The following is a 26,322-nucleotide window of genomic DNA, read 5'->3' as shown; positions in this document are numbered from 1 at the left end:
CTGGACACTTCGGCCCGCACCGAAGCGTCGGTGCCGCATGCTGGGTGCATGACCACCAAGGACACCCGGGCCGCCGCTCTCGCCGCGCTCGCCTCTCTGGTCGCCGACGAGACGCGGGCCGCGTGTCTGCTCGCGCTGCTGGACGGACGGGCCTGGACCGCCGGGGAGCTGGCCCGGCACGCCGGAGTGGCCCCCTCCACGCTCAGCGAGCACCTGGGCAAGCTGGTCGCCGGCGGGCTGCTCGCGCAGGAGCGGCAGGGGCGGCACCGGTACGTGCGGCTGGCCGACGCGCGGGTGGCCCAGCTCGTCGAGGACCTGGCCGCCCAGGTGACGCCCGCCGGGACCGCGCGCCCGCGCACGCTGCGGGAGTCGAGCGCGGGCTCCGCGATGGCCCGGGGCCGTACCTGCTACGACCATCTCGCCGGACGGCTGGGCATCGCGATCACGGACGCGCTCACCGAGCGGGGGCTGCTGCGCCAGGACACCGGGTTCGCGCTGACGGACGCGGGACTGCGGTGGTACGGCACGGCGGGGATTCCCCTCGACCGGTCGGCCCGGCGACCCCTGGCCCGGGCGTGCCTGGACTGGACCGAGCGGCGGCCCCATCTCGCGGGTTCGGCGGGCGCCGCGCTGTGCCGCCACGCGCTGGACGCCGGCTGGTGCGTGCGGATCGGGTCCGAGCGGGCGGTGAGGGTGACTCCGTCGGGGGCGCGGGCGCTGAACGAGTTGCTGGGCCTGGAGAGGGAGGCGCTGTGCTGAGCACGGCTTCGGGGGTGGGTCGTCGTGCCGGTCTGCGGGTGCGGGTCCGCCGTGGCTGGTCGCGCCGTTCCCCGCGCCCCTGGGGCGCCTACCGCACTGTCTGATTTCCGCCAGCCGGCATCACACCGTCCCGCCTAGCCTCAGGAGCATGATGAGCAACGCCCCGCGTCACCCCTTGCTGCCCGCCGCCGCTGCCGCCCTCACCGTCGTGCTGTGGGCCTCCGCCTTCGTGGCGATCCGCAGTGCCGGTGACGCCTACTCGCCGGGGGCGCTGGCGCTCGGACGGCTGCTGGCCGGCGCGCTGACGCTGGGCGTCCTGTGCGTCGTCCGGCGGGAGGGGCTGCCGCCCAGGTCGGCCTGGCGCGGCATAGCCCTCTCCGGGGTGCTCTGGTTCGGGTTCTACATGGTCGCCCTGAACTGGGGCGAGCAGCGGGTGGACGCCGGCACCGCCGCCCTCGTCGTGAACGTCGGCCCGCTGCTGATCGCCCTGCTCGGGGCCCGGCTGCTCGGTGATCCGATGCCGCCGAGGCTGCTGGCGGGGATGGCCGTGTCCTTCGCCGGTGCCGTGACCGTGGGGCTGTCCATGTCGTCCGGGGGCGGCGGGGCCTCGCTGCTCGGGGTGGTGGCGTGTCTGCTCGCGGCGGTGGCCTACGCGGCCGGAGTGGTGTCGCAGAAGCCCGCCCTCGGGCAGGCCAGCGCCCTGCAGGTGACGACGTTCGGGTGCCTCGTGGGCACGGTGGTCTGCCTGCCGTTCGCCGGGCAGCTGGTGAGCGAGGCGGCCCACGCGCCCGTGTCGGCGACCCTCGACATGGTCTACCTGGGCGTCTTCCCGACCGCGCTGGCCTTCACGACCTGGGCCTACGCCCTCGCCCGCACGACCGCCAGCCGGATGGGCGCGACCACGTACGCCGTGCCGGCGCTGGTCGTGCTGATGTCGTGGCTGGCGCTCGGCGAGGTGCCGGGGGCGCTCACCCTGGTGGGCGGGGTGCTGTGCCTCGCGGGTGTGGCGGTGTCGCGGTCCCGGGCGGCCGGACGGTCGCGCCGGGTCGCGGCCGGGGAGCCGCGACCGGAGAAGGTCCGCTGAACCGGCGGGCGCCGGTCCTTCAGAACACCACCAGCGCGCGGCCGCCCTTGCCCGCGAGCATGTTCTCGAAGGCCGCCGGGATGCCCTCCAGCGCGATCCGCTCGGTGACCAGCGCCGAGAGGTCCAGCCGGCCCTCGCGCACGTGCTCGGCGAGGACCGGCACGTCGCGGGCCGGGTCGGTGTTGCCGTAGACGCAGCCGGACAGGGTGCGGCCCCAGTGGAAGAGCTCCAGGGCGTTGAAGGTGACCTCCTGGTCCTTGCCGCCGATGCCGACGACGGTCGTCCGGCCGCCCCGGCGGGTGGAGTCCCAGGCGGCGCGGATGCTGACCGCGCGGCCCACGCACTCCACGGCGACGTCGACACCCTGCTTGCCGGTGAGGGCACGGATCTCGCGCGCGGTGCTGTCGGAGGCGAGGACGAAGTCGGTGGCACCGGCCGCGCGGGCCAGTTCCTCCTTCTCCGGCGAGACGTCCACCGCGATGATCCGGGAGGCGCCTGCGATACGGGCCGACTGGAGCGTGGCGAGGCCCACGCCGCCGGCGCCGAACACCGCGACCGTCTCGCCCTGCCGGACCCGTGCCGAGTGGTGGACGGCGCCGTAGCCGGTGAGGACGGCGCAGCCGAGCAGGGCGGCGTCGGTGAGCGGGACGCCGTCGGGCAGGGGCAGCACGCAGGACGCGGCGACCACCGTCTCCTCGGCGAACGCGGCGACGTTCAGACCGGGGTGGAGCTCGGTGCCGTCGCTCATGCGGGCGTGCACGCCCGCCGCGCCGCCCAGGGCGTTGGCGCACAGCCAGACCTCGCCGAGCGCGCAGGCGTGGCAGGTGCCGCAGGACGGCGCCCAGTTGAGGACGACGGGGGCGCCGGGCGCGACATGGGTGACGCCCTCCCCCACGGCAACCACGGTGCCGGCGCCCTCGTGACCGAGGACCGCCGGGACCGGCACCCGCATGGTGCCGTTGGACAGGGACAGGTCGGAGTGGCAGACGCCGGCGGCGGCGAGGCGGACGCGGACCTGCCCGGGGCCCGGGTCGGGCAGCTCGATGCCGGTGATCTCCAGGGGTGCGCCGATGGCGGGCAGGACGGCGGCTCGTACGGCCATGGCTCGCTGACTCCTCAGAACTGCAGGGACTTGGTCTGGAGGTACTCGGCCAGTCCGTGGCTGCCGAGTTCCCGGCCGACCCCGGACTGCTTGTAGCCGCCGAACGGGGCGAGCGGGTTGAACCGGCCGCCGTTGATGTCGACCTGCCCGGTGTCCATACGGCGGGCGAAGGCCACCGCCTCGGACTCCTCCCCGGCCCAGACGGCGCCCGCGAGCCCGTACACCGTGCCGTTGGCGATGCGCAGGGCGTCCTCCTCGTCCTCGTAGCGGAGGACGGACAGGACCGGGCCGAAGATCTCCACCTGGGCGACGGTCATCTCCGGGGTGACGTCGGCGAGGACCGTCGGGCTGACGAAGTACCCCTGCTCGCGAGGCGATTCGGGGCCGCCCGCGACCAGGCGGGCGCCCTCGGCGACGCCCTTCTCGATGTAACCGAGCACGCGGGCCTGCTGCTTGGCGTTGACGACCGGACCGATGCGGTCGCCGTACTTGGCGGCGGCGGCCGCGGCCAGTTCGACGGCCTCGTCGTACTGGTCCCGGTGGACCAGCATCCGGGTCCAGGCGCTGCACGTCTGGCCGGAGTTGGACATCACGTTGGCGACGCCCACGCCCACGGCCTTGGCGAGGTCGGCGCTCGGCAGGATGACGTTGGCGGACTTGCCGCCCAGTTCCAGCGCCACCTTCTTGACGGCGGCGCCGGCCACCGCGCCGATCCGCCGGCCGACCGCCGTGGAGCCGGTGAAGGAGACCAGGTCGACGTCCGGGTGCTCGGCGAGGGCCTGCCCGGCGACCGGGCCGAGGCCGGTGACGAGGTTGAACACACCGGCCGGGACGCCCGCCTCGTGGACGGCCTCGGCGAAGAGCTGGGCGGTGAGCGGGGTGTCCTCGGCGGGCTTGAGGACGACGGTGCAGCCGGCGGCGAGCGCGGGGGCGACCTTGGCGACGATCTGGTGCAGCGGGTAGTTCCAGGGGGTGATCGCACCGACCACTCCGACCGGCTCGTGCAGCACGGTGGAGTTGCCGACCTTCTCCTCGAAGGAGTGGGCCGCGGCCAGCTCGGCGTAGGAGCCCGCGACCGCGATCGGCACGCTCGCGTGCACGGCCTGCGAGAACTGCGGGGGCGAGCCCAGCTCGGCGGTGACCGTCTCCGCGATCTCGTCCTTGCGGGCCACCAGGACGTCGCGGAGGGCGGTCAGGCGTGCGGCGCGTTCGGCCGGGGGTGTGGCCGCCCAGGCCGCGAGGGCCGCGCGGGCGGCGCGTACGGCGGTGTCGACGTCCAGCGCGTCACCGGCCGGGACCCGGCCGATGACCTGTTCGTCGGCCGGGTTCACGACCTCGATCACGTCCCGGCCGGTGGCGGGGCGCCAGGCGCCGTCGATGTACAGGCCGTCGTGTGCCTTCATGCTGCTTCCTCCCGGCGGGTCTCCGTTGTCCGGCACACAAACTAGCGGCGATAGTTTTCGCGCGCCAGACTTGCCCGGATGCCGGCGGTTCCTCGGCACCGGGACGTACCGGGACATCATCGCCGGATCGGGGGCGGCTCACTCCTCCAGATCGGGCAGCCGGGCCGGGGACGGGCAGATGCGGTCGCCGTGCTGGTCGAAGACGAAGAGGTGGGCGAGGTCGACGAGCAGGGGCACCTGCATGCCGTGGCGCAGCCGGATGTCGGGGGTGGTGCGGACCACCAGGTCGCCGGGGAGCCGGCCCTCCGGCGGCGCGGGCTCGGGCACGGTTTCCTGCGGCTGTTCCAGGACCACCACGGGGCCGGCCCGCAGCGACCCGGCCCGCTCCCGCAGCCGGTCCAGCACACCCTGCCCTTCCCGGCGGCGCCGGCGGGCGGCCCGGGCGGCCGGGCGCGGGGCCTCCAGCTCGGGCACGACGGCGGGGCGCGAGCCGGTGTCGAAGTGCACGAGGGTCTCGTGACCCTGGAACTCCATGTGCTCCACCAGCCCGGTCAGCGGTACCTCACCGGGCCGGGCGGCGCTGTGCTTGGCGATGCGCACCGCCTCCGAGCGCAGCCCGACGATGATCTCGCGGCCCTGCTGGACGCGGAGCAACTGGTGGTCGAGGGAGAGGGGTTCGGGCAGGCGCAGGTACTGCTTGCCGAGGCTGATGGTCATGGCGCCGTCGAGCGGGGCGCGGACCAGGCCGCGCAGCAGGTTGATGCGCGGGGTGCCGATGAACGCGGCGACGAAGACGTTGCGGGGCAGCGCGTAGACCTCGCGCGGGGTGCCGACCTGCTGGAGTACCCCGCCGCGCAGCACGGCGACCCGGTCGCCGAGGGACATGGCCTCGGACTGGTCGTGCGTGACGTACACCGTGGTGACGCCCAGCTCGCGGGTGAGCTGGGATATCTCGGCCCGCAGGTGGTTGCGGAGTTTGGCGTCGAGGTTGGACAGCGGCTCGTCCATCAGGAACGCGGAGGGGTGCCGGGCGATGGCCCGGCCCATGGCGACCCGCTGGCGTTCGCCGCCGGAGAGCTGGCCGGGGAACCGGTCGAGCAGGTCCTCGATACCGAGCATGCGGGCGGTGGCGTCCACGCGCGGGCCGGGGTCGGCGGCGGGGGCCTCGATGCGCAGCGGGAAACCGATGTTGTCACGGCTGGTCATGCTCGGGTAGAGCGCGAAGTTCTGGAAGACCATGGCGATGTCCCGCTCGGCGGGCAGCCAGTCGTTGGCGTACTCACCGTCGAGGAAGAGCTCGCCGTCGTCGATCGCCTCGAGTCCGGCGATCATGCGCAGCACGGTGGACTTGCCGCAGCCGGAGGGGCCGAGCAGGACCAGGAACTCGCCGGCCGCGATGTCCAGCGAGACCCGGTCGACCACGCGGGGGCCCCGGGCGTAGGACTTGCTCACGTCGTGCAGAGAGATGGCGCGTGTCATGGGTGCTGCCCCCGGGGGCTGTGCGGAGCGCCGCCGCTCCGTGGTCCGGGGCCCCGTGCGGACGTACGGGACCCAGGGGCACGCCGTCGCGTTCCCGCCGCGCGGCCGGCGGGAAGGGGACGACAGGCCCCACGAGTCACGGAAGTTAACGGAATGTGCCCGGCCGGGGAAGGGTGGCGACGATGTCCGGAAGCGCGCCCCAGGCGAGGGCCGAAACGGAAGGGCGGGTTCGGGCTCCGGGCCTCCCGGTGCGGGCGGCGGGAGGCGGTGCCGGGCGGTCAGCCGGTCGCGGTGAGGTGGGCGAAGACCACCACGTTGCTCGTGTAGCCGGTGCGCCGGCTGTACAGACCGCCGCAGGTGAGCACACGCAACTCCGGGCGCCGGGAGGGGCTGTAGACCTCCTTGTCGGGGAAGCCGGCCTTGTCGTACACCTTCACCCGGTCCACGCTGTAGACGGCGGTACGGCCGTCCGCGCGCTTGACCTCGATCGGCTTGCCGGGCTCGACCTGGGCCAGCGCCGCGAAGACGGCGGCGCCGGTCCGGGTGTCGCGGTGGCCGACGGCGACCGCGGTGCCGGTCTCCCCCGGCGTGGGACCGCCCTGGTACCAGCCGACCTCCTTCGGCCGGTCCAGCGGCGGTGTCGACAACTGCTGTTCGCGGTCGAGTCGCAGACCCATGACCGGGGCGTCGATGCCGAGGGACGGGATACGGAAGTCCGTCGGCCGGGACCGGGTGGACAGGGGGCGGGGCGGGGGTGCCTGGTCCGCGGACTCCCCCTGCCGTCCGTCGCCGCCGGTCCGGCCACCCGCCTGGGCCGGTCCGTCCGGTCCGCCGCACCGGACCCCCACCGTCACCAGGACGCCCGCGAGCAGGGCGGTCCTGGCGAGGCGGTAGGCGCGGGTCCGGTACCACGGCCTGGGTCGGCGCCTACGCGGCACCATGGGGCCGCCGGCGGATCAGCCGGATGTACACCGCGCCGCTGACGGCGACCAGTCCGACGGCCGCGGCGGCCGCCACCGGTGAGAACCCGCCCGTCGTGTCGACGAGGCCGCCGCCGCCCGCGTGCACACCGCCCTTGGGGCCGTCGTTGTGGTCGCCGCCCGAGCCCCAGGCAGAGTCGCTCTGCTGGTCGTTGTTCTGCTGTTCGTTGTTCTGCTGGTCGTGGTTCTGCTGGTGGTCCTCGATCTGACCGCCCGGACCGTGCTGCCCCTCCAACCGGCCGTCACGGCAGTTGACGCGGAAGACCTTCTCCTTCAGGGCCGGGGGCGTCCCCACAGTCCAGCTGATCTTGTACTGCCCGTCCGCGAGTCCCAGCGGGTCGGTGTGGCCCGCGCCGCCGGCGAGCTGGATGCTGCCCGTCACGATGGCGGCGGTGGGCAGCGGGGGCTGGGGCGTGATGGTGTAGGTGACGCCGGGCAGCGAGTCGAAGTTGACGGCTTCGAGGAAGAACTTGCAGACCACCGGGTCGTCCTTCGCCGAGCCGATGAACGACGGCGGGTTGGTGGAACGCGCGTTGTGGATCCTGATGTCGCCGTTCTCCCCCTGGGCCGCCGCGCCCGGGGCCACTACCCACGACGCGCCCGCCGCCGCGAGGGCGGTGAGGAGGACGGTGGCACCCGCGCGGGAGAAGGTCCGTGGAAGTGTCAGGGTGGGCATGCAAGCTCCTCCGAGTTAGACGATTTTCATACAAATCGCTCTTCTCTGGACTGTCACGCATGCGCTCCACGGCCCGCGGCACCAACGCCGGACGCGCCGTCAGATATCGCTCGTGCGGCGCAATGCCGGTCCCTTCCGGTCCGTCTCCGATGCCGCACCGGCCTCCGGGGACCGCTTTCCGCCCTCCGGCGACCGCACCGCCACAACCGAGGACAGCAGCAGCAACGCCCCCAGCATCACGAACGGCGCGGCCACTCCGGCCACGCCCGCGACCAAACCCGCGGCGGCCGGTGCGGCGACCTGGCCGAGCCGGTTGCCGGTCAGGCGCAGGGCGAGCGCGGTGGAGCGGGCGCCGGCCGGGGCGGCCTGCACGACCGTCGTCATGGACAGCGGCTGCCCGACGCCGAGGCAGAAACCGAGGACGGCGAGTATCACGCCGAGCGCCCACACCGGCAACGGCACGGCCACCCCCGCGCACAGCAAGGCCGCCAGGAAGCAGGTCACCGTGAGCAGCGCGGGGCGGCCCAGCAGCCGCAGCAGCGGGGTGAGGACGAGCCGGCAGGCGATGGTGGCCCCGGCGCGCAGACTGAGCAGGACACCGATCACCGCGGGGGCGATGCCCCGGTGCTCGCCGACCACCGGGAGATAGGCGGTGAGGATGTCGGTGGCGGAGAGCACGGAGAGGCTGATGAACATCCCCGCGGGCACGCCCCGGGCGCGCAGGATCCCGCCGACCGGCACTCTGCCGCCCTGCGGGGATGGGGAGTTGACGGCCGTGCGGTCCTCGATGCGCCACAGCGAGGTGAGCGCGAGCGCCCCGCCCGCGCCCGCCACGACGAGGGCGAGCGCGCTGCTGCCGGCCATGTCGGGGCCGCCGATGAGGGCGCCCGCGGCGATCGGCCCGACGAGCTGGCCGAGGGAGGCACCGATGGTGAAGTGCCCGAAGTTGCGGTCCTGTTCGTGCGGTGCGGACTGCCGGGCCACCAGCGACTGGGCGCCGATCACGAAGCCAAGGTGCCCGAGCCCCATCACCCCGCTCCACAGGGCCGTCGCCCACAGGGAGTCGACCAGTCCGCTGAGTACGCAGCCCCCGGAGATGAGGACGACGCCCACCGGGAGCAGCGGAGCGCAGCGGCCGTGGTCGGTACGGCGGCCGAGCGGTACCGCCGCGAACAGCGGGAGCAGGGCGTACACCCCCGCGATGACACCGACCGCCCGCTCGTCGGCGCCCAGGGCGAGCGCCCGGTAGGAGACGGCGGGCCGGGCCATCGACACGGCCCCCTGCGCGAGACCGAAGGCGATGACGAGGCGGAGCAGCCAGCCGCGGTTCCCACCGGGCGCCATGAGACCTTGTCCTTTCGGGAGGGTTTCCGGGTGACTTGCCGGATGACTTCCCGGGAGATCAGACGGTGCCGAAGGCGACGCCCGCACCGAGCACCACCAGGGAGGTGAGGACGGCCCACTTCACGACGAACCGGGTGTGGTCGCCGAACTCGACCTTGGCCATGCCGACGAGGACGTACACGGCCGGGACGAGCGGGCTGGACATGTGCAGCGGCTGGCCGACGATCGAGGCGCGGGCGATCTCCACGGCGGAGACGCCGTGGGCCTGGCCCGCCTCGGCGAGCACCGGCAGGATGCCGAAGTAGAAGCCGTCGTTGGACATGAAGTACGTGAGCGGGATGCTCAGTACGCCCGTGACGAGGGCCATGTGCGGGCCCATGCCGTCGGGGATGTTGCGCACCAGCCACTCGGCCATGTGGTCCACCATGCCGGTTCCCTGCAGCACGCCGGTGAAGACGGCGGCGGCGAAGACCATGCCCGAGACGTTGAGGACGTTCTCGGCGTGCGCGGCGATCCGGGCCCTCTGGGCCGGCATGTACGGGAAGTTGACGGTCAGCGCGAGCGCGGCGCCGAGCAGGAACAGCACCGGGATCGGCAGCCACTCCATGATCATGGCGGTGAGCAGGGCGACCGTGAGCAGCGCGTTGAACCAGTACAGCTTCGGCCGCAGGGTCGCGCGGTCGGGGTCCAGGCCCTGGAAGCCCTCGTCCTCGGGCGCCTCGGGCAGGCTCCCGCCGGAACCGGCGCCCCCGGTGCGCGCCGGGGTGCCGCCGGAACCGGTGCCGACCAGGACGGTCTCCGTCTCGGGCGCCTCCACCAGTGCCTCGTCCAGGGTGAGCACGCCGAGCCGCTTGCGCTCGCGCCGGCCGAGGACGTAGGCGAGGACGAGGACGAACAGCAGGCCCGTGGCCAGGGCCGGGATCATCGGGACGAAGATGTCGCCGGCGTCCAGCTTCAGCGCCGTCGCGGCGCGCGCGGTCGGCCCGCCCCACGGGAGGGTGTTCATCACGCCGTTGGCCATGGCCGCCACGCCGGTCATCGTGACCAGGCTCATCTTCAGCCGCTTGTACAGCGGGTACATCGCCGAGACGGTGATCATGAAGGTGGTGGAGCCGTCGCCGTCGAGGGAGACGATCGAGGCCAGGACGGCCGTGCCGACGACGATCCGCAGCGGGTCGGCCCTGCAGAACCTCAGGATGCCGCGGACGACCGGGTCGAAGAGACCGACGTCGATCATCACACCGAAGTAGACGATCGCGAACATGAGCATCGCCGCGGTGGGGGCGAGACCGGTGACGCCGTCGATGACGTAGTCGCCGAGGTGGGCGCCCTTGCCCACGAAGACACAGAAGAGTGCCGGTATGAGCACGAGCGCCGCGATCGGCGACATCTTCTTCAGCATGATCAGGACCAGGAAGGTCGCGATCATGGCGAAGCCGAGGATGGTCAGCATGTGGATACCTAACGTTCGCCCTTGAACATCCCACCTGGGGCCGGCGGTGCGACGACGTTAGGTCCCGTCAAACGGCGTTAACAAGTGGTTGACACGCGAGCAATAAGCGCGAAAGTCCAGGTCACAGCTTTGCTCAGGTCAGCGTGGTGAGCTTTTCGGGCACGGCCGCCACCTCGACCGGCACTCCGTTGAGGACCGCGTTGCCGGAGAGCGGGTCGAGCAGGCTGCCGTCGAGGAGCTGGTTGACGTTGACTCCGGGGTCGGTGCCGGCGTGGCTCAGCCGGACGCCGGGGCGGTCGTGGCCCCAGCCGTGCGGCAGGCTCACCACACCCGGCCGGACCGCGTCGGTGACCTCGGCGGGCGCGGTCACCTCTCCACCGGCGCCCTTGACCCGCACCCGTTCTCCGTCCTCTATTCCGAGGCGGGCGGCGTCCTGCGGGTTGAGCTGCAGGGTGCAGCGGTTGCTGCCGCCGGTGAGGGCGGGCACGTTGTGCATCCAGCTGTTGTTGGAGCGCAGATGGCGGCGGCCGACGAGGACCAGTGACGCGGGGCGCTCGCGCAGGGCCTCGCGCAGCCGGGGCAGGTCGCCGGCGATCGGCGCGGGCAGCATTTCGACCTTGCCGCTCACGGTCTTCAGGGGCTGCGGCAGGCGCGGGCGCAGCGGGCCGAGGTCAATGCCGTGCGGGTGGTCGAGCAGCTTGCGCAGCGTCAGCCCGTCGGGCCGGGCGCCGAAGCCCTCGCCGTAGGGGCCGAGGCGCAGCATCAGGTCGAGCCGCCGCTCGGGGCCGCTCTCCCCGGTGAGCTGTGCGGCGAGTTCCCTCGGATCGCGGCCGTGCACCGGGGAGTGGGGTTCCTGGACGGCCTTGCCGAGGGTCTGGTCGACGACCATCGCGTCCACGGCGGCCGGGTCGGCGCCGTGCATGCCCGTCGCGGCCAGGACCAGCCGGGCGAGGATCTCGGTCTCGGCCATGCGGCCGGGTTCGAGGGGAACGGCGGGGCGGCTGTAGCGGACCTGGTTGCGGACGGCGAGGGTGTTGAACGCGAAGTCGTGGTGCGGGCTCTGCGAGGGCGGCGGCGGGGGCAGCACGACGTCGGCGTGGCGGGAGGTCTCGTTGAGGTACGGGTCGACGCTGACCATGAAGTCAAGCGAGTGCAGGGCCTTGTCGAGGCGGTCGCCGTCGGGCGCGGACAGCACCGGGTTGGCCGCGACCACGACGAGTGCGCGGACCGGCTCGCCCTCGTCGGTCGCGGTGTCCATCTCCTCGGCGAGCGCGGAGAGCGGCAACTCACCCTTCGCTTCGGGCAGATGCCGTACCCGGGAGTGCCAGCGGCCGAGGGCGAAGCCGTGGCCGGGGCCGGCCGGCCGGGGGGTCCGGTCGGTGGCGGCCTGCGGGAAGAGGGCGCCACCCGGCCGGTCCAGGTTGCCGGTGAGGACGTTGAGGACGTCGACCAGCCAGCTGGCGAGGGTGCCGTGCGGGACGGTGCAGCTCCCGATGCGGGCGTAGACGGCGGCGGCGGGGGCGGCGGCGAGCTCGCGGGCGAGGGTGCGGATGAGGTCCGCGTCCAGGTCGCAGGCCGCGGCCACCGCCTCGGGGGTGAAGTCCCCCATCGCCTGCCGGAGTTCCCCGACTCCCTGGACGTGCGGGGCGAGCGCGCCGAGGTCGGTCAGCTCCTCCTCGAACAGCACGTTGGCCAGCGCGGCGAGCAGCAGGGCGTCGGTGCCGGGGCGGATCGCGAGGTGCCGGTCGGCGAGTTTCGCGGTGCGGGTGCGGCGGGGGTCCACCACGGTGAGCCGGCCGCCGCGGGCCCTGAGGGCCTTGAGCCTGCCGGGGAAGTCCGGGGCGGTGCACAGACTCCCGTTGGACTCCAGGGGGTTGGCGCCGATCAGCAGCAGGTGGTCGGTGCGGTCGAGGTCGGGGACCGGGATGGCGTTCGCGTCGCCGAAGAGCAGGCCGCTGGAGACGTGTTTGGGCATCTGGTCGACCGTGGAGGCGGTGAACAGGCTGCGGGTGCGCAGGGCGGCCAGCAGGACCGGCGGGTAGAGGGCACCGGCCATCGTGTGCACGTTGGGGTTGCCCAGGACCACACCGAGGGCGTGGGGCCCGTACCGCTCGACGACCGGGCGCAGACCAGCGGCGACCGCGTCGAAGGCCTCCTCCCAGGTGGCCTCGCGCAGCGCGCCGTCCTCGCGGACCAGCGGCACGCGCAGCCGGTCGGGGTCGCCGTCGACGGCCCCGAAGGCGGCGCCCTTGGGGCAGATGAAGCCCTTGCTGAAGACGTCCTCGCGGTCGCCGCGGGCGCCGGTGACCCGGGTGCCCTCGACGGTGAGGGTCAGCCCGCAGGTGGCCTCGCACAGTGGGCAGATTCGCAGGGCGGTGCGGGGCACGGGTCCTCCCGGAGGATCGGCGGCGGTGCCGGGCCCGCCCCGGTGGGCCCGGGCGGGCTTCGGCGGGCTCGGGGGGTGAGCATACCGACCGGTAGGCATGGAGGGGAGCCCCCGCGGCGGCCGCGACCGCGGGCCGGCTCAGTCGAGGACGCGCGCCAGGTACGCCCGCAGCAGCTCGCGGGTCTCGTGGATGATCGCCCCGTCCCCCTCGGGATCGACCCGGAAGGCGAGCTGCACGAGGGTGTCGGCGCTCTCCACGGCGACCAGGAAGACGCGGCGCAGCTCCTCGCCGGGACTGCGGCCGAGGTAGCCGGAGAGCAGGTCGGTGAGCCGGTCGGCGACCCGGGTGTTGGGCTCCGCCTGCCGGACGCCGACCGGGATCTGGTTGCCGAAGTCCACGAGGGAGAAGCCGGGCGCGGTGCGCTTCATGGCCAGGTACTCGTCCAGTACGGCGTCCACGGCGGCCCGCCAGTCGCCCCGCCGCTCGCCCTTCAGCCGCTCCGTGACGCGTTCGGCGTACCGCTCCAGGTTGCGCTGGGCGAGGGCGTCGGCCATCTGCCGCTTGTTGCCGAAGAAGCGGTAGACCGAGCCGATGGGCACCTCGGCGCGCGCGGCCACCGCCCGGGTGCTCAGGGCGTCGTAGCCGGCCTCGTCGAGGAGGTCGGCGCAGGCGTCGAGGATCCTGGTCAGCCGTTCGGCGCTGCGCCGCTGGACGGGCGCGCGGCGAAGCGATGTCGCGTGGGGCACGGACTTCATGATGCCTCTCCGCCGGGGTCGGGTGAACCTCGCCCCCCAGTACGGAAAAGGGTGGTCGTTGCACTCATCGGTGGTACGGGACCGGGCGCCCGTCGCGCCGACCGGCAGGACGGAGAGGGCCAGCCTCGCCGCTGGTGCTGCGACCGGAAAGGTTCACCGGCTCGGCAAACCCTTCCGGCCACCGCACCAGCCGGCGGGCGGCGCGGGACCGGCCGCGCTCAGGACCCGGCGGTACCGGTGTCCGTGGCCGGCCGCGCCTCCGCGCCGGACGCGGTGATGTCGGCGGTGCTCTGCACCGGCCGGCCGCGGACGGCCCACACCGTGCCGTCGTCGGCGTACAGGCGGGCGGTGACGTGGTGGGTGCCGTGCGGGACGAGCCGGCCGGCCAGGTGGTACTCGTGTGCGCGCAGCCCGGTCACCCGGCGGCCGTCGACGAAGAGGCAGGCGAGCCCGTGTCCGGGCACCGCCCGCGGCCGGGCGTCCGGCACGGAGAAGCGGAAGTGGCGCAGCGTCAGCCGGACGTCCCAGCCGCCCGCGGCGCCCGGGGCCACCTCGACAGCGACCTCCGGGGCGCCCCGGCCGCCGGCCTCGCGCAGATGCCGGCCGGCCTCGTCCGTGCCGGCCAGGACCTCACCCACCGGCGACGGCGCGACGGCACCGGTGCGGTCGTGCGCCTCGCCGGTCCCGCAGCCCCCCGCTCCCAGCGGCAGCAGAACCGAGACCGCGAGTGCGGTGAGGGTCCTGCCCGTCCATGACCTCCATGACATGCCCCGGAGGCTAGAACAACGTACCGTCACCCCGAATCCCCCTGAAGTCTGGTTCCCGGCCTACCCCTTCGGGTGGACCCGGCGCCAGACCCCACGACCCTCTTGCGCCCGTCCCCCACCATTCCTACGGTGATGCATAGGAATCACGAGCGCAAGGGAGCGATCAATGAGCGGGGACGCACGGAAGACCGCCGAGGGACTGTCGTACCTGACCGGGTTCGGCAACGAACACGCCTCGGAGGCGGTGCCGGGCGCCCTGCCCGAGGGCCGCAACTCGCCGCAGCGCGCGCCGCTCGGGCTGTACGCCGAGCAACTGAGCGGCACGGCGTTCACCGAGCCGCGGGCGCACAACCGCCGCTCCTGGCTGTACCGCGTCCGCCCGTCGGCCGCGCACCCCGCGTTCACCCGCACCGGCAACGGCGCGATCCGCACGGCGCCCTTCACCGAGACCGTGCCCGACCCCAACCGGCTGCGCTGGAACCCGCTGCCCGAGCCGCCGGCCGGCACCGACTTCCTGGCGGGCCTGTGGACGGTGGGCGGCAACGGCGACGCGACCCAGCGCACCGGCATGGCCGTGCACCTGTACCACGCCAACGCCTCGATGGAGCGGGTCTTCTCCGACGCCGACGGGGAGCTGCTGATCGTGCCGGAGCGCGGCGGCCTGCTGCTGCACACCGAGTTCGGCCGGCTCCATGTGGAGCCCGCGCATGTGGCGCTGATTCCGCGCGGGGTGCGCTTCCGCGTGGAGCTGCTCGATACGGCATCGGATGACGGGCAGAGCCCGACCGCCCGCGGTTATGTGTGCGAGAACTATGGGGCACCGTTCCAGCTCCCCGACCTCGGGCCCATCGGCGCCAACGGGCTGGCCAACGCCCGGGACTTCCGGGCGCCGGTCGCCGCGTACGAGGACGTGGAGGGGCCGGTGGAGGTGGTCAACAAGTTCTGCGGCAACCTCTGGACCGCCACGTACGACCACTCCCCGCTCGACGTGGTCGCCTGGCATGGCAACCATGTGCCGTACGTCTATGACCTGCGCCGTTTCAATGTGATCGGCACCATCTCCTATGACCACCCCGATCCGTCCATCTTCACGGTGCTGACCTCCCCGTCGGACACCCCGGGCCTGGCCGGCGTCGACTTCGTGGTGTTCGCCCCGCGCTGGCTGGTGGGCGAGGACACCTTCCGGCCGCCGTACTTCCACCGGAACGTGATGAGCGAGTACATGGGGCTCGTCGAGGGCGCCTACGACGCCAAGGCCGAGGGGTTCGTGCCGGGCGGCGGCTCGCTGCACAACATGATGTCGGCGCACGGCCCGGACCGGGAGACGTTCGACCGGGCGAGCGCGGCCGAGCTGAAGCCGCAGAGGGTCGACGACGGGCTGGCGTTCATGTTCGAGACGCGCTGGCCGTTGACGCTCGCCCCGCAGGCGGCCGGGGCCGGCCACCTCCAGCAGCGGTACGACGACGTCTGGCAGGGTCTCGAGCGTCACTTCCGCGCGCTGTGAACGGCTCCGTTGCACCGAACGATCCCGAACAGGTACCGATAGCCCCGTGACCTCCTTCGCTCCGGATTCGATCGTCCTGAACCGCAAGCTGCCGCTGTGGTACCAGGTGTCGCAGTCGCTGCGCGCCTCGATACTCGGCCGCTCACCGCGGGACCCGCTGCGTCTGCCCACCGAGGAGCAGCTCGCGGAGCACTACGGGGTGAGCGTGCTCACCATGCGCCAGGCGCTGAAGGAGCTGGAGGACGAGGGGCTGATCAGCCGGCACCGGCGGCGCGGCACGTTCATCGAGCCCGATGCGCGGCGCGGCGCCCCGGTGCGGCTGCTGGGCTCGGTGGACGCGATCGTCGCCCAGCAGTCCGGCATGACGACCGAACTGCTGGAACAGGGCAGCACTCCCGTGACCGGCGAACTCGCCGAGCACTTCCCGGACCTGGCGGAGGTGGCGACGTACCACCGTCTGCGCAGCGACGAGAAGACCGGCGAGCCGACCAACCACGCCCGCAACCACGTCCGCCCCGAACTCGCCGCGCGCATCGACGTACGGGACCTGGTCCGGTGGCCGATGACGAAGGTGCTGCGGGACGTCGTCGGCGCGGACATCAGCCGCATCACGGACACCGTGGAGGCCCGGCTCGCCGACCCGGAGACCGCGCGGCTGCTCCAGGTGCCGCTGCTCAGCCCGATCCTGCACTACACGGGCGTGACCTACGACGCCGGCGGCCGGGCGCTGGACGTGGTGGTCATTCAGTACCGGGGCGACCGCTTCTCCTTCACGGTGACCCTGGACGCCACCTGACCCGGCGTCGCCGGCAGGCTCTACGATGCCCAGCGTGACGCACGACGACGCTCCGCCGCTGGCGGACCTCATGCCGTGGTCCGTCGCACCGCTGCGGCCGGGCCGCGCCTGGCCGACGGCGCCCGATCCCGCCTCCCTGCGGGCCCGCTGGGACGCGCTGCTCAGGGCCCCGGGCCCGGACCGGGAGACCCTGTTCGAGCCGACCCGCTCCCGCACCACGCACTCCGCGGTGGGCCAGCTCCCCGGCCAGTCCACCGGCACCGAACGGCTGGCGCGCGCGGAGGGCCCCTGCGCGGAGCCGGTACCGGTGCTGGCGGCGCCCTTCGACGAGCAGTGGCTGATCCCGGACCACCGGCTGCTCGACGTGGCCCGTCCGGAGCTGTGGCGGGTGGCGGGCGAGCGGCAGGTGTTCGTGGTCGAGACGGGCGACGACGGTCCGCTGCTCGCGACCTCGCTCCTGCCGCTGCTGCGCCCCGGCCGCGTCCGGCCGCTGTACCGCCGCCCGGACGGCACGGAGCCGAACCTGGCGCCCGGTCTGCTGGACCACCTCGCCGCCCTGCTGGGGGAACGCCCCGCGGCCACGGACGTGCTGGCCTGGATCCTGGCGGCGGTCCGCCCCGGCCGCACCGTCCCGCTCACCCGGGACGCCGGGGTCTGGGCCGCCGGCGTGGAGCTGGGCCGCCGCATGCTGTGGCTGATGCGCCGCGACGGCGAACGTCCCAAACTGCCCGGCGGCCGCCGCCCCTATGTCCGCGCGCCCCTGCCCGCGCGGCCCCTCACCCTGCACTACGACCGCGAGGACGAGGCGCTGCACCTCGACGGGGGCCGGGTCTCCCCCGTGCCGCCGGAGGCCTGGGACCACGAGGTGGCCGGGGTCCGGGTCCTGGAGGCCTGGTTCGCGGCCCGCACCGCTCCGGCGGAGCCGGGCACCCTGGCCGCGCTCCGCCCCGCCACCTGGCCGCAGACGTGGACGTCGGAGCTGCTGGAGCTGGTCACGGTACTGGCCCTGCTGGCGGAACTGCGTCCACGCCGTGCCGCCCTGGAGGTCGCCTCACCGGTCACCGCGGCCGAACTGCGCCGCGCGGGCGTCCTCCCGGTCCCGGCTTCCGCCCGCCGCCCCGCCTCGGTCCTGGACCACCATGAGGAGGGCCCGGACGGCCAGTTCGCCCTGCTGTAGGCCGTGGTCCGGCCTGATCCGGACGAAAGGGCCCGGCGATCGCGCAGAGCGGCCTCCAGCCGGGCGACGTCGGCGGCGTCCTTGGCCCGGCGCGGCCGCGAGGGGCCCCGGACGGGCATCATGCGCTTGATCCCGATCTGGACCCGCGGAGCGAAGACCGGCGGCGCCGATTCCCCGATCCGGCCCGGTTCCTCACCGAGCGGCCCCTCGGGCCAGGGCGTCCCGGCCCAGGGGCCGCCCGCGACGACGATCCGGCCCTCGGCGTCCCTGTCCAGCAGGGGGAAACTGCTGGACAAGGCCGTCCTTGGTGAAGTCGAGCCGGAGGCCGGGCGGTGGCCCGGGAACCGGCCGGTGCCCGGGCCGGGTCAGGGCGCCGGTGAGGGCCGCCGCGCCCCGCGCCCAGGCGAACCAGTCGACGTCCCCGTGATCCCGGGTGACCTCGCCGAGGAAGAAGTCCACCGCCCGGCCGCCGCGCAGCCACCGGGCCGGACCCGCGCCGCGGGTGGCCGCCAGTACCCCGGCGGTCAGGGCGAGTTGGCGCCCCGCGCGGTCCCCGTCCGTGCGGTCTGGGTACGGGGCGTGGTGACCGGGTACTGACAGGACCGCCGGTCAGGGGAGATCATCCGGCTCATGGATCATCTGCCGCTGCCCCTGGAGGGCATCACCGTCGTCGCCGTCGAACAGGCCGTGTCCGCGCCCTTCGCCACCCGGCAGCTCGCCGACCTGGGCGCCCGGGTCGTCAAGGTGGAACGGATCGACGGCGGTGACTTCGCCCGGGGATACGACACCGCCGCCGGGGGTCTCGCCTCGCACTTCGTGTGGTGCAACCGCGGCAAGGAGTCCATCGCCCTGGACCTGAAGGACCCGCGCGGCCTGGCGGTCGTACGGCGGCTGGTCGCGGACGCGGACGTGTTCGTGCAGAACCTCGCCCACGGGGCCGCCGCCCGGCTGGGGCTGGACGCGGCCACGCTGTGCGCGGCGCACCCGCGGCTGATCGCCGTGGACATCTCCGGGTACGGCGGCTCGGGCCCGTACGCGGACAAGCGGGCGTACGACATGCTCGTGCAGTGCGAGGCCGGGCTCGTGTCGGTGACCGGGACGCCCGGGCAGCCGGTCAAGGCGGGCATTCCGGCGGCGGACATCGCGGCGGCCATGTACGCCTTCTCCGGCGTGCTGGCCGCGCTGGTCCGGCGGGGCACCACCGGCCGGGGCGGGCCGGTGGAGGTGTCGATGCTGGAGGCGCTGGCGGAGTGGATGGGGCATCCGCTGCACCACGCGATGCACGGGGGCGAGCCGCCGGCCCGCACCGGCCTCGCGCACGCCGTCATCGCGCCCTACGACGCCTATCCGACGGCGGACGGCGGACGGGTGCTGCTGTCGGTGCAGAACGACCGGGAGTGGCGTCGGCTGGCCGAACAGGTCATGGGGAGCCCGGAGTTGGGGACGGACCCGGACTTCGCGACGAACGCGGCCCGGGTGGCGAACCGGGGACGGACCGACGAGCTGGTCGCGGAGGCGCTGGGAGTGCTCGGCGCCGACGAGGCGCTGGCCCTGCTGGAGAAGGCCGGGATCGCCTGCGCGCGGCTGCGTGACCTGCACGAACTGGCGGACCATCCGCAGCTGGCGGCCCGGGAACGGTGGCGTCGGGTGGGTACGCCGGTCGGGCCGCTGAAGGCGCTGCTGCCGCCCATCACGCTGCCGGGCGGGGACGAGGCACGGATGGGCGACGTACCCGCGCTCGGACAGCACACCGGGACCCTGCTGCGTGCCGTGGGAATGACGGACGACGAGATCGCAGCGTTGCGCCGGGACGGTGTGGCGATCTGAGCGCGGGCCCCGGAGGGGCTCCGGGACCGCCGGCCTGCTCAGGGACCCCGCGGGGCCTCGCGGGGTTCGCTCGGTACGCGGCTCGGCGCCGGCTCAGTGCCCGCCGAACAGCGAACGGCGCAGCCGGCGCAGCGGCGCGAACAGGGAGACCCGGCTGACCCGCCGGCCCCGGTCGCTGCGCTGGTGCGCGGTGTCACGTGCCGTCAGCTCAAGCATCAGCGAGGTGGCCTCGGCCGTCTCGACCTGCGGTATGGCGGGACCCGCCAGTACCGACAGATGGCGGTCGAGGCGCGAACTGGTCGCGCTGCTCCCGCAGGTGATCGCAGGGACCCTGGCCCTGCTGCGCACTGTTATCTGCTCCATGTCACTCCCCACCCGTACGAGTCCACCCGGCCCGGGCAGGGTAACCCTATCGCCCCGGTGGAGCACCCGTGTATCTCGCCCACAGGATTCACCTTCCCCACAAGGAGGTTGACCATTCGTCACTGACTACTCTCCGAATCCGACCGCTTTCAGGGTGAGTTGAGCAACCGGCTGACCAGTGGGCTGCGCCGATCCGCCGCCGGGCTCGACGGTCACGGCGAGTGACGTGGACGATCTGCCGAGACCCTTGGCGACCAAGGGCGTGTCGCCCGCGAGGAGGCCCAGGGAACGCGGTAGCGCATGGGGACGCATGAGCCAGAGCTGGTGCACGCGGCCACCGGAAGGGGTGCCGTATCCGCTGAGGGTGACGACGGCCCGCCCCTCCGAGGCGGAAGCGATCACTCCGATACCGCGGCCCCGGGCGTCCTCGCTCGCGACGGCGCGGGCGTCGGGAGCGGCGAGAACGTGGGCGATCTCACGTGCCCGGCCCTGTTCCGCGTCGAGCCGGTCCTGGGTGCGGTTCGCCTGGACGGCGAAGAGGGAGGCGACGACGAGGGCCGCGGCGGCGGTCGCCGTGGCGAACGGGACGAAGAGAGAGCGCGCCCGGGGCGTACGGGCGCGCGCGGGCGGGGGCTGGCCGCCCCAGACGTGCGGCGGCAGTTGGGGCGCGCGCTCCCGGGTGGGCGACTGCTCCTGGGGGGTGGCGCGGACGGCGGCCAGAACCCGGTCGCGCAGGGCGGCCGGGGCGGGGGCGGCCGTGGACCAGGCGAGGCGTACCGCGTCCTCGGACAGCGCCCGCGCCTCCGCGGCGCAGCGGTCGCAGTTCCCCAAGTGCTTCTCGAAGCGGCGCCGTTCGCCAGGTTCGAGGGCGTCGAGCGCGTAGGGCGCGGCGAGGGAGTGCAGGTCCTCGCGGCCCAGCAGGCGGCCGAAGATGCTCACGCGGTACCTCCCAGGCACTCGCGCAGCCGGGTGAGCCCGTCACGCATCCGGGTCTTGACCGTGCCGAGCGGCAGCGAGAGCCGCTCGGCCACCTCACGGTAGGTGTAGCCGTCGTAGTAGGCGAGGGTGACGGACTGGCGTTGCAGCGCCGTCAGCCGGTTCAGGCAGCGGCGCACCCACTCACGCTCCAGACCGGCCTCCACCTCCTCGGCGACATGGTCGAAGGCCGGTTCCCCGGCGCGCAGGGCCTCCCGCTGCTCGCGTTCGCCGGCCGCGCGTGCGCTGCGCACCCGGTCGACGGCGCGGCGGTGGGCGAGGGTGAGGATCCAGGACAGGGCGCTGCCCCGCCGGGGGTCGAACCGGCGTGCGGAGCGCCACAGTTCGAGCAGTACCTCCTGGGCCACCTCCTCGGACTGCGAGGGGTCGCGCACCACCCGCCGCACGAGCCCGAACACCGGTCCGGACACCAGTCCGTACAGATCCTCGAACGCCCTCTGGTCGCCGCCCGCCACGAGCACCAGCAGTTCGTCCGCCTCCACCCTGGTTCCCCCTCCGTGGCCGCAGCCGGCCCGGCCCCCGCCTCTGACTCCACGCATCCGCACGAGCGCACACCTCCGGCGGTTGATACGCATCAGCGGGCCGAAAACGCGGGTCCCGGAAGGTCCAAAAGAAATTCCCCGGCCGACCAATCCGATCGGCGATCCCGCTCCGTATACCCGTCCGTCAAAGCAAGTCGGTACTGAGGACGGACGGCATGACACCTCTCTTCTCCAGGAGCGGCACCGGTCGCAAGGGCCTGGTCACGCTCATCTGTGGTGCGCTGGCCGCCGGGGGGCTCGCAGCCGCCGGCGTCGCCACGCTGGAACCCGGGGCGGCTTCCGCCTCCTCCCACCGCGAGGCCCCGCTGATCTCGGGGACCCCGCAGTACGACAACACGGACCTGTACGCGTTCGCCAGCCCGGACAAGCCCGACACCACGACGATCGTGGCCGACTGGATCCCGTTCGAGGATCCGGCCGGCGGCCCGAACTTCTACACGTTCGCGGACGACGCGCAGTACGACATCCACATCGACAACAACGGTGACGCGCAGGGCGAGCTGCTGTTCCGCTACACCTTCAAGACGCACACGAAGAACGGCGACACGTTCCTGTACAACACCGGTCCCGTCACCAGCCTGGACGACCCGGACCTCAACGTCACGCAGACGTACGACATCGACCTGATCCGGCTGAAGAACCAGCACGAGGTGTCGAGGACGAAGCTCGCGGACGACGTACCGGTGGCACCGTCGAACGTGGGCAAGGCGTCCATGCCGGACTACGGCAAGCTGCGCTCGCAGGCCGTGTACAAGGCGGCTGGCGGTGCCGCCACCTTCGCCGGCCAGGCCGACGACCCGTTCTTCCTGGACCTGCGCGTCTTCGACCTGCTGTACGGCGGCAACCTCACCGAGGTCGGCCGGGACACGCTCAAGGGCTACAACGTCAACACGATCGCCCTGCAGGTGCCCAACGACCTGATACGCGAGTCCGGCGAGCAGCCGGTCGTCGGCGTCTGGTCGACCACCCAGCGCCGCAACGCGCAGGGCTACTACTCGCAGGTCTCGCGCCTCGGCAACCCGCTGGTGAACGAGGTCGTCAACCCGCAGAAGGACAAGGACCGGTTCAACGCGTCGCAGCCCTCGTACGACGGCCAGTTCCTGAAGAACGTGACCAACCCCGAACTGCCGAAGCTCATCGAGGGCATCTACAAGATCAAGGCGCCCGCCGAGCCGCGCAACGACCTGGTAGACGTCTTCCTCAAGGGCGTCAAGGGCCTCAACCAGCAGCCGAACGTGAAGCCTTCGGAACAGTTGCGGCTGAACACCTCGATCAAGCCGAGCATGCATCCCAAGCGGCTGGGTGTCCTGGACGGTGACAACGCGGGCTTCCCGAACGGCCGCCGGCTCACCGACGACGTGATCGACGAGGCGCTGCAGGTCATGGAGGGCGAACTGGTCGGCGCCAAGAACGACCTGGGTGACGCGGTCGACAAGAACGACAAGAAGTTCGAGAAGTACTTCCCGTACGTCGCCGAACCCACCGCCGGTTCGCGCGGCGCGCTCGCCAAGGGCACGACCAAGGGCGCGGACGTGCGCAGTCAGCTCGGCGACGCGCTGCGACCGGCCGGGTCCGGCTCCTCCGGCTCCGGGAACACCGTGCTGATCGCCGCCTCGGCGGCCTCGGGCGCGGCCGGCATCCTGCTGATCGGCACCGCCCTCGCCTGGTGGCGCCGCCGGATGCAGCGCCCGTACTGACACACCCCCGAACCGGCGCGGCCCGCTTCCCTTCCCCCACGGCGGGCCGCGCCCTTCCGCTTCCGACCGGCACCAGGCGACCCAGGAGACGGCATGGCCCCGCGCACGAACGACGAGGAGACCGGCGGGCGTACGACCCGCACGGCCGGGTCGGGCACCCCGCCGCCCGGCACCGAACCCGCACCACGGCCCGAGTCCGGTACACCGCCGGACGAACCGCGGAGCGAGGCCGGTGCCGAGGAGCGGGTGGCCGCCGTGCGGCGGGTCGGGGCCACGGGGCGGCGGTGGCGGGCCGCGCGGCTCGCGGGGTCGGCGGCACTGCTGGCGGTCGCGTTGACCGGTGGCGCGATCGCCGTCGGGGCCGCGCGGGACGGCCGGCCGGTACCGGCGGCGGCCTCCAGTGCCGTAGATCCCGGGGTGCTGGGCGGCGGGAACCTGGACGCGGCCGTCGCCGCCCTCCAGGCCCATCTGCGGTCGCAGCCCCGGGACCACGGCGGCTGGGCCACGCTCGGTCTGGCCTATGTCGAGCAGGCGCGGACCACGGGCGACCCGGCCCGGTACCCGCAGGCCGAGAAGGCCCTGGAGCGTTCCCTGGAGCTGACCCCCGGCAACGACCAGGCGCTGGCCGGCCGGGCCGCCCTCGCCGCCGCCCGGCACGACTTCGCCGGCGCCCTCACCTACGCGGACCGGGCGCTGCGGCAGAACCCGTACAGCGAACGCGCCCTGTGCTCCCGTGTCGACGCCCTGGTGGAACTCGGCCGGTACGGGGAGGCGTCCCGGGCCGCCGGCACCGCCGACGAACGCAGGCCGGGCGTGCCGGTCTTCACCCGGTACGCCTATGTGCGCGAGCTGAGCGGTGACGCGGTGACGGCCCGGCGGGTCCTGCGGCAGGCCCTCGACGCGGCCGGCTCACCCGGCGACGTCGCCTACGTGGCCGCTCAGCTCGGCCAGCTCGCCTGGAACCAGGGCCAGTACGCGTCCGCGCTCGGCTACTACTCCCGGGCCCTGGCCGCCGACGACACCTATCTGCCGGCGCTGGAGGGCCGGGCCCGGGCGCAGGCCGCGAGCGGGCACCGGGACGAGGCGATCCAGGGGCTGCGGTCCGTGGTCGCCCGCTATCCGCTGCCCGGCCCGCTGGTCGCGCTCGGTGAGCTGTACGAGGCCCGTGGCGCGGCCGGCGACAGGGCGCGGGCGCGCGAGCAGTACGCGCTCGTGGACGCCTGGATCGCCCTGGCCCGGGCCAACGGTGTCGACGCCGACCTGGACACCGCGCTGGCCGCCGCCGATCACGGCGACAAGGCGTCCGCGCTGCGCGCGGCCCGTGCCGAGTGGGCGCGCCGGCACACCGTGCACACCGCGGACGCCCTCGCCTGGGCGCTGCACGTCAACGGCCATGACGAGGAGGCCCTTCCGCTGGCCCGCCGGGCCACGGCCACCGGCTACCGCAACGCCCTCTTCCTCCATCACCGCGGCATGATCGAGCTGGCCACGGGCCACACGGCGGACGGCCGTGCCTCGCTGCGGGCGGCGCTGCGGCTGAACCCCGGCTTCTCGCCGCTGGGCGCGGCGGAGGCCCGAAAGGCACTGGAGGCCGCGAAGTGACGCTCCGCCGCCCGGTCGCCCTGGCCGCGGCCGTCCTGACCGCCGCCTGCGGCCTCGCGCTGCTCCCCGCCGCCACGGCGAGCGCGCACCCCCTCGGCAACTTCACCGTGAACCGGTACGACGGGCTCATCGCCGCCCCCGGGCAGCTCCGCGTGGACCATGTGGAGGACCTCGCGGAGATCCCGGCGACCCAGGCCGGCCCCGCCGTCCGGCGGCTGGGCCTGAGCGCGTGGGCCGAACGCCGGTGCGCCGAGGCCGCCGAGGACAGCGCGCTCACCGTCGCGGGACGCGCCACCGCGCTGACCCCCGCGAGCGCCCGGGCCCGGCTGCGGCCCGGTCAGGCGGGTCTGCACACCCTGCGTCTGGAGTGCCGGTTCACCGCGCCGCTGCCCGAGGGCAGGCCGGTCGCCCTCGGCTTCCACGGCGCCGCGGCCGGCGGCGGGCCCGGCTGGCGGGAGATCACCGCCCGCGGCGACCGCATGACGCTCACCGCGACGGACGTGCCGAAGCGGTCCGTCTCGCACGAACTGACCACGTACCCCAAGGACCTGCTGTCCTCGCCGGCCGACACCACCGGCGCCTCCCTGCGGGTGCGCCCCGGTGGACCGGCCCTCGCCGGGGAGCGGCAGGACGCGCCCGGCGCGGCCGTCCTGCCCCGGGGCGCCGACCGCTGGACCCGCGCCCTGGACGATCTGGTGGCCCGGCACGACCTCACCCTCAGCTTCGCCGCGCTGGCGCTGCTCATCGCGGTCGTCCTCGGTGCCCTGCACGCCCTCGCCCCGGGGCACGGCAAGACCCTGATGGCGGCGACGGCGGCGGCCCGCGGGGGCCGGTCCCGGCTGCGGGACGTGCTGCCCCTGGCCGCGTCGGTGACGGTGACGCACACCCTCGGCGTGGTCGCCCTGGGTCTGCTCGTGACCGCCGGTTCGGCGGCCACGCCCTCGGTGATCGCCTGGCTGGGCATGGCCGGCGGCGCCCTGGTGCTCGCGGCGGGCGCCGGCCTCGTGCGCCGGGCCTGGCGCGACCGGGCGCACACGCGTCCACACCCGCGGGCTCAACAGGATCCGGAGGAAAGCCGGTTGGTCCTGGTGGGCGCGGCCGGGGAAACCGTCGGCGCCGGCCACCCGCACCACGACCATCACCACGACGGACACCACCATCACCACCCCCACGAGGAGCACCACCACCCTCACCCCGGCGGCGTGGTGCACACCCACGGCGGCCACACCCACAGCCACCCCACCGCCCCCACCCTGCGCGGCACGATCCTGCTCGGGTTCGCCGGCGGTCTGGTGCCGAGCCCCTCCGCCGTGGTCGTCCTGGTCGGCGCCGCGGCGCTCGGCAAGGCCTGGTTCGGACTGCTGCTCGTCGTGGCCTACGGCGCGGGTCTCGCGCTGACGCTCACGGCGGCCGGGTTCGCGGTGGTCCGGCTGGGCTCGGGCGTCGCCCGGGTCCTGGACCGGCGCCCGCGCTGGACGTCCCACCCGGTGGCCGGACTGGTCCGCCGCACCCTGCCGCTGGCGTCCGCGCTGGTCGTCGTGGCCCTGGGCGCCGGAATGGTGCTCAAGGGGGCCGCATCCGCGGTCGGTTGAGCTACGTTTGTGGAGAAATCACGTCAGATGCCGTGGG

General features: G+C 73.9%; 23 protein-coding genes. 9 read left to right on the top strand and 14 right to left on the bottom strand.

The window, feature by feature from the left end; genetic code table 11:
- Positions 1-48 precede the first annotated feature (48 nt).
- Positions 49-759 carry an ArsR/SmtB family transcription factor gene (locus tag ACFVVO_RS19225; protein WP_390056370.1) on the top strand — a complete coding sequence of 237 codons (711 nt, stop codon included), beginning with the start codon at positions 49-51 and terminating at the stop codon, positions 757-759.
- A 148-nt stretch (positions 760-907) separates the two neighbouring features.
- Complete coding sequence (locus ACFVVO_RS19220) at positions 908-1,843, top strand: DMT family transporter (RefSeq protein ID WP_390056369.1); 936 nt, start codon at positions 908-910, stop codon at positions 1,841-1,843.
- 19 nt (positions 1,844-1,862) lie between these two features.
- Here ACFVVO_RS19220 and ACFVVO_RS19215 read toward each other — a convergent pair whose 3' ends face one another.
- From ACFVVO_RS19215 to ACFVVO_RS19170, 10 genes are all read right to left on the bottom strand, one after another.
- Positions 1,863-2,945, bottom strand: a complete 1,083-nt coding sequence (locus ACFVVO_RS19215) for a Zn-dependent alcohol dehydrogenase (RefSeq protein WP_390056368.1) — start codon at positions 2,943-2,945, stop codon at positions 1,863-1,865.
- A gap of 14 nt (positions 2,946-2,959) precedes the next feature.
- Entirely contained in the window at positions 2,960-4,348 is a 1,389-nt protein-coding gene (locus tag ACFVVO_RS19210) for an aldehyde dehydrogenase family protein (RefSeq protein WP_390056366.1), read from the bottom strand.
- A 138-nt stretch (positions 4,349-4,486) separates the two neighbouring features.
- Positions 4,487-5,827 carry an ABC transporter ATP-binding protein gene (locus ACFVVO_RS19205; protein WP_390056364.1) on the bottom strand — a complete coding sequence of 447 codons (1,341 nt, stop codon included), beginning with the start codon at positions 5,825-5,827 and terminating at the stop codon, positions 4,487-4,489.
- A gap of 278 nt (positions 5,828-6,105) precedes the next feature.
- Positions 6,106-6,768 (bottom strand): class F sortase, encoded by a 663-nt coding sequence (locus tag ACFVVO_RS19200; RefSeq protein ID WP_390056363.1) that lies wholly within the window; start codon positions 6,766-6,768, stop codon positions 6,106-6,108.
- Complete coding sequence (locus ACFVVO_RS19195; protein WP_390056361.1) at positions 6,755-7,483, bottom strand: hypothetical protein; 729 nt, start codon at positions 7,481-7,483, stop codon at positions 6,755-6,757. Before ACFVVO_RS19195 ends, ACFVVO_RS19200 begins: the two co-directional genes overlap by 14 nt.
- A 99-nt stretch (positions 7,484-7,582) precedes the next feature.
- Positions 7,583-8,827, bottom strand: coding sequence for an MFS transporter (locus ACFVVO_RS19190; protein ID WP_390056359.1), 1,245 nt, complete (start codon positions 8,825-8,827; stop codon positions 7,583-7,585).
- Between the two features lie 58 nt (positions 8,828-8,885).
- Entirely contained in the window at positions 8,886-10,280 is a 1,395-nt protein-coding gene (locus tag ACFVVO_RS19185; protein WP_390056357.1) for a CitMHS family transporter, read from the bottom strand.
- 133 nt (positions 10,281-10,413) lie between these two features.
- On the bottom strand, positions 10,414-12,666 hold the full coding sequence (locus ACFVVO_RS19180; protein ID WP_390056356.1) for a molybdopterin oxidoreductase family protein: 2,253 nt from the start codon (positions 12,664-12,666) through the stop codon (positions 10,414-10,416).
- 138 nt (positions 12,667-12,804) lie between these two features.
- A complete protein-coding gene (locus tag ACFVVO_RS19175) occupies positions 12,805-13,422 on the bottom strand; it encodes a TetR family transcriptional regulator (protein ID WP_390056354.1) in 618 nt (205 codons plus the stop codon).
- A gap of 218 nt (positions 13,423-13,640) precedes the next feature.
- Positions 13,641-14,189 (bottom strand): hypothetical protein, encoded by a 549-nt coding sequence (locus tag ACFVVO_RS19170; protein ID WP_390056352.1) that lies wholly within the window; start codon positions 14,187-14,189, stop codon positions 13,641-13,643.
- A 166-nt stretch (positions 14,190-14,355) separates the two neighbouring features.
- Between ACFVVO_RS19170 and hmgA the strand changes: the two genes are divergently transcribed.
- The 3 genes from hmgA to ACFVVO_RS19155 are packed head-to-tail and all read left to right on the top strand — an operon-like array spanning position 14,356 to position 17,666.
- Positions 14,356-15,693, top strand: a complete 1,338-nt coding sequence (gene hmgA / locus ACFVVO_RS19165) for a homogentisate 1,2-dioxygenase (protein WP_390056350.1) — start codon at positions 14,356-14,358, stop codon at positions 15,691-15,693.
- 46 nt (positions 15,694-15,739) lie between these two features.
- On the top strand, positions 15,740-16,489 hold the full coding sequence (locus ACFVVO_RS19160) for a GntR family transcriptional regulator (RefSeq protein WP_390056348.1): 750 nt from the start codon (positions 15,740-15,742) through the stop codon (positions 16,487-16,489).
- A 25-nt stretch (positions 16,490-16,514) separates the two neighbouring features.
- Positions 16,515-17,666, top strand: a complete 1,152-nt coding sequence (locus ACFVVO_RS19155) for a type ISP restriction/modification enzyme (protein WP_390056346.1) — start codon at positions 16,515-16,517, stop codon at positions 17,664-17,666.
- Between the two features lie 192 nt (positions 17,667-17,858).
- Here ACFVVO_RS19155 and ACFVVO_RS19150 read toward each other — a convergent pair whose 3' ends face one another.
- Entirely contained in the window at positions 17,859-18,125 is a 267-nt protein-coding gene (locus ACFVVO_RS19150) for a hypothetical protein (protein ID WP_390056344.1), read from the bottom strand.
- Positions 18,126-18,296: 171 nt separating this feature from the next.
- Here ACFVVO_RS19150 and ACFVVO_RS19145 point away from each other — a divergent pair, with 171 nt between their 5' ends.
- A complete protein-coding gene (locus ACFVVO_RS19145) occupies positions 18,297-19,493 on the top strand; it encodes a CaiB/BaiF CoA transferase family protein (RefSeq protein WP_390056342.1) in 1,197 nt (398 codons plus the stop codon).
- Positions 19,494-19,586: 93 nt separating this feature from the next.
- Here ACFVVO_RS19145 and ACFVVO_RS19140 read toward each other — a convergent pair whose 3' ends face one another.
- From ACFVVO_RS19140 to ACFVVO_RS19130, 3 genes are all read right to left on the bottom strand, one after another.
- Positions 19,587-19,856, bottom strand: a complete 270-nt coding sequence (locus ACFVVO_RS19140; RefSeq protein WP_351671069.1) for a hypothetical protein — start codon at positions 19,854-19,856, stop codon at positions 19,587-19,589.
- Between the two features lie 126 nt (positions 19,857-19,982).
- Entirely contained in the window at positions 19,983-20,795 is an 813-nt protein-coding gene (locus tag ACFVVO_RS19135) for an anti-sigma factor domain-containing protein (protein WP_390056340.1), read from the bottom strand.
- Positions 20,792-21,334, bottom strand: a complete 543-nt coding sequence (locus tag ACFVVO_RS19130) for a sigma-70 family RNA polymerase sigma factor (protein ID WP_390056338.1) — start codon at positions 21,332-21,334, stop codon at positions 20,792-20,794. Before ACFVVO_RS19130 ends, ACFVVO_RS19135 begins: the two co-directional genes overlap by 4 nt.
- A gap of 215 nt (positions 21,335-21,549) precedes the next feature.
- Here ACFVVO_RS19130 and ACFVVO_RS19125 point away from each other — a divergent pair, with 215 nt between their 5' ends.
- The 3 genes from ACFVVO_RS19125 (at position 21,550) to ACFVVO_RS19115 (ending at position 26,285) form a co-directional block, all read left to right on the top strand.
- Positions 21,550-23,091 (top strand): DUF4331 domain-containing protein, encoded by a 1,542-nt coding sequence (locus tag ACFVVO_RS19125; protein WP_390056336.1) that lies wholly within the window; start codon positions 21,550-21,552, stop codon positions 23,089-23,091.
- A gap of 93 nt (positions 23,092-23,184) precedes the next feature.
- Positions 23,185-24,693 carry a tetratricopeptide repeat protein gene (locus tag ACFVVO_RS19120; RefSeq protein WP_390056335.1) on the top strand — a complete coding sequence of 503 codons (1,509 nt, stop codon included), beginning with the start codon at positions 23,185-23,187 and terminating at the stop codon, positions 24,691-24,693.
- Positions 24,690-26,285: a nickel transporter gene (locus ACFVVO_RS19115; RefSeq protein WP_390056333.1), complete on the top strand. Its 1,596-nt coding sequence runs from the start codon at positions 24,690-24,692 to the stop codon at positions 26,283-26,285. Before ACFVVO_RS19120 ends, ACFVVO_RS19115 begins: the two co-directional genes overlap by 4 nt.
- Positions 26,286-26,322: the final 37 nt, after the last annotated feature.

The sequence above is a fragment of the Streptomyces sp. NPDC058145 genome (genome assembly GCF_042884245.1).
Taxonomy (GTDB): domain Bacteria; phylum Actinomycetota; class Actinomycetes; order Streptomycetales; family Streptomycetaceae; genus Streptomyces.
The sequence above is the reverse complement of the archived record's forward strand: the minus strand, read 5'-3'. Positions and strand labels throughout refer to the sequence as shown.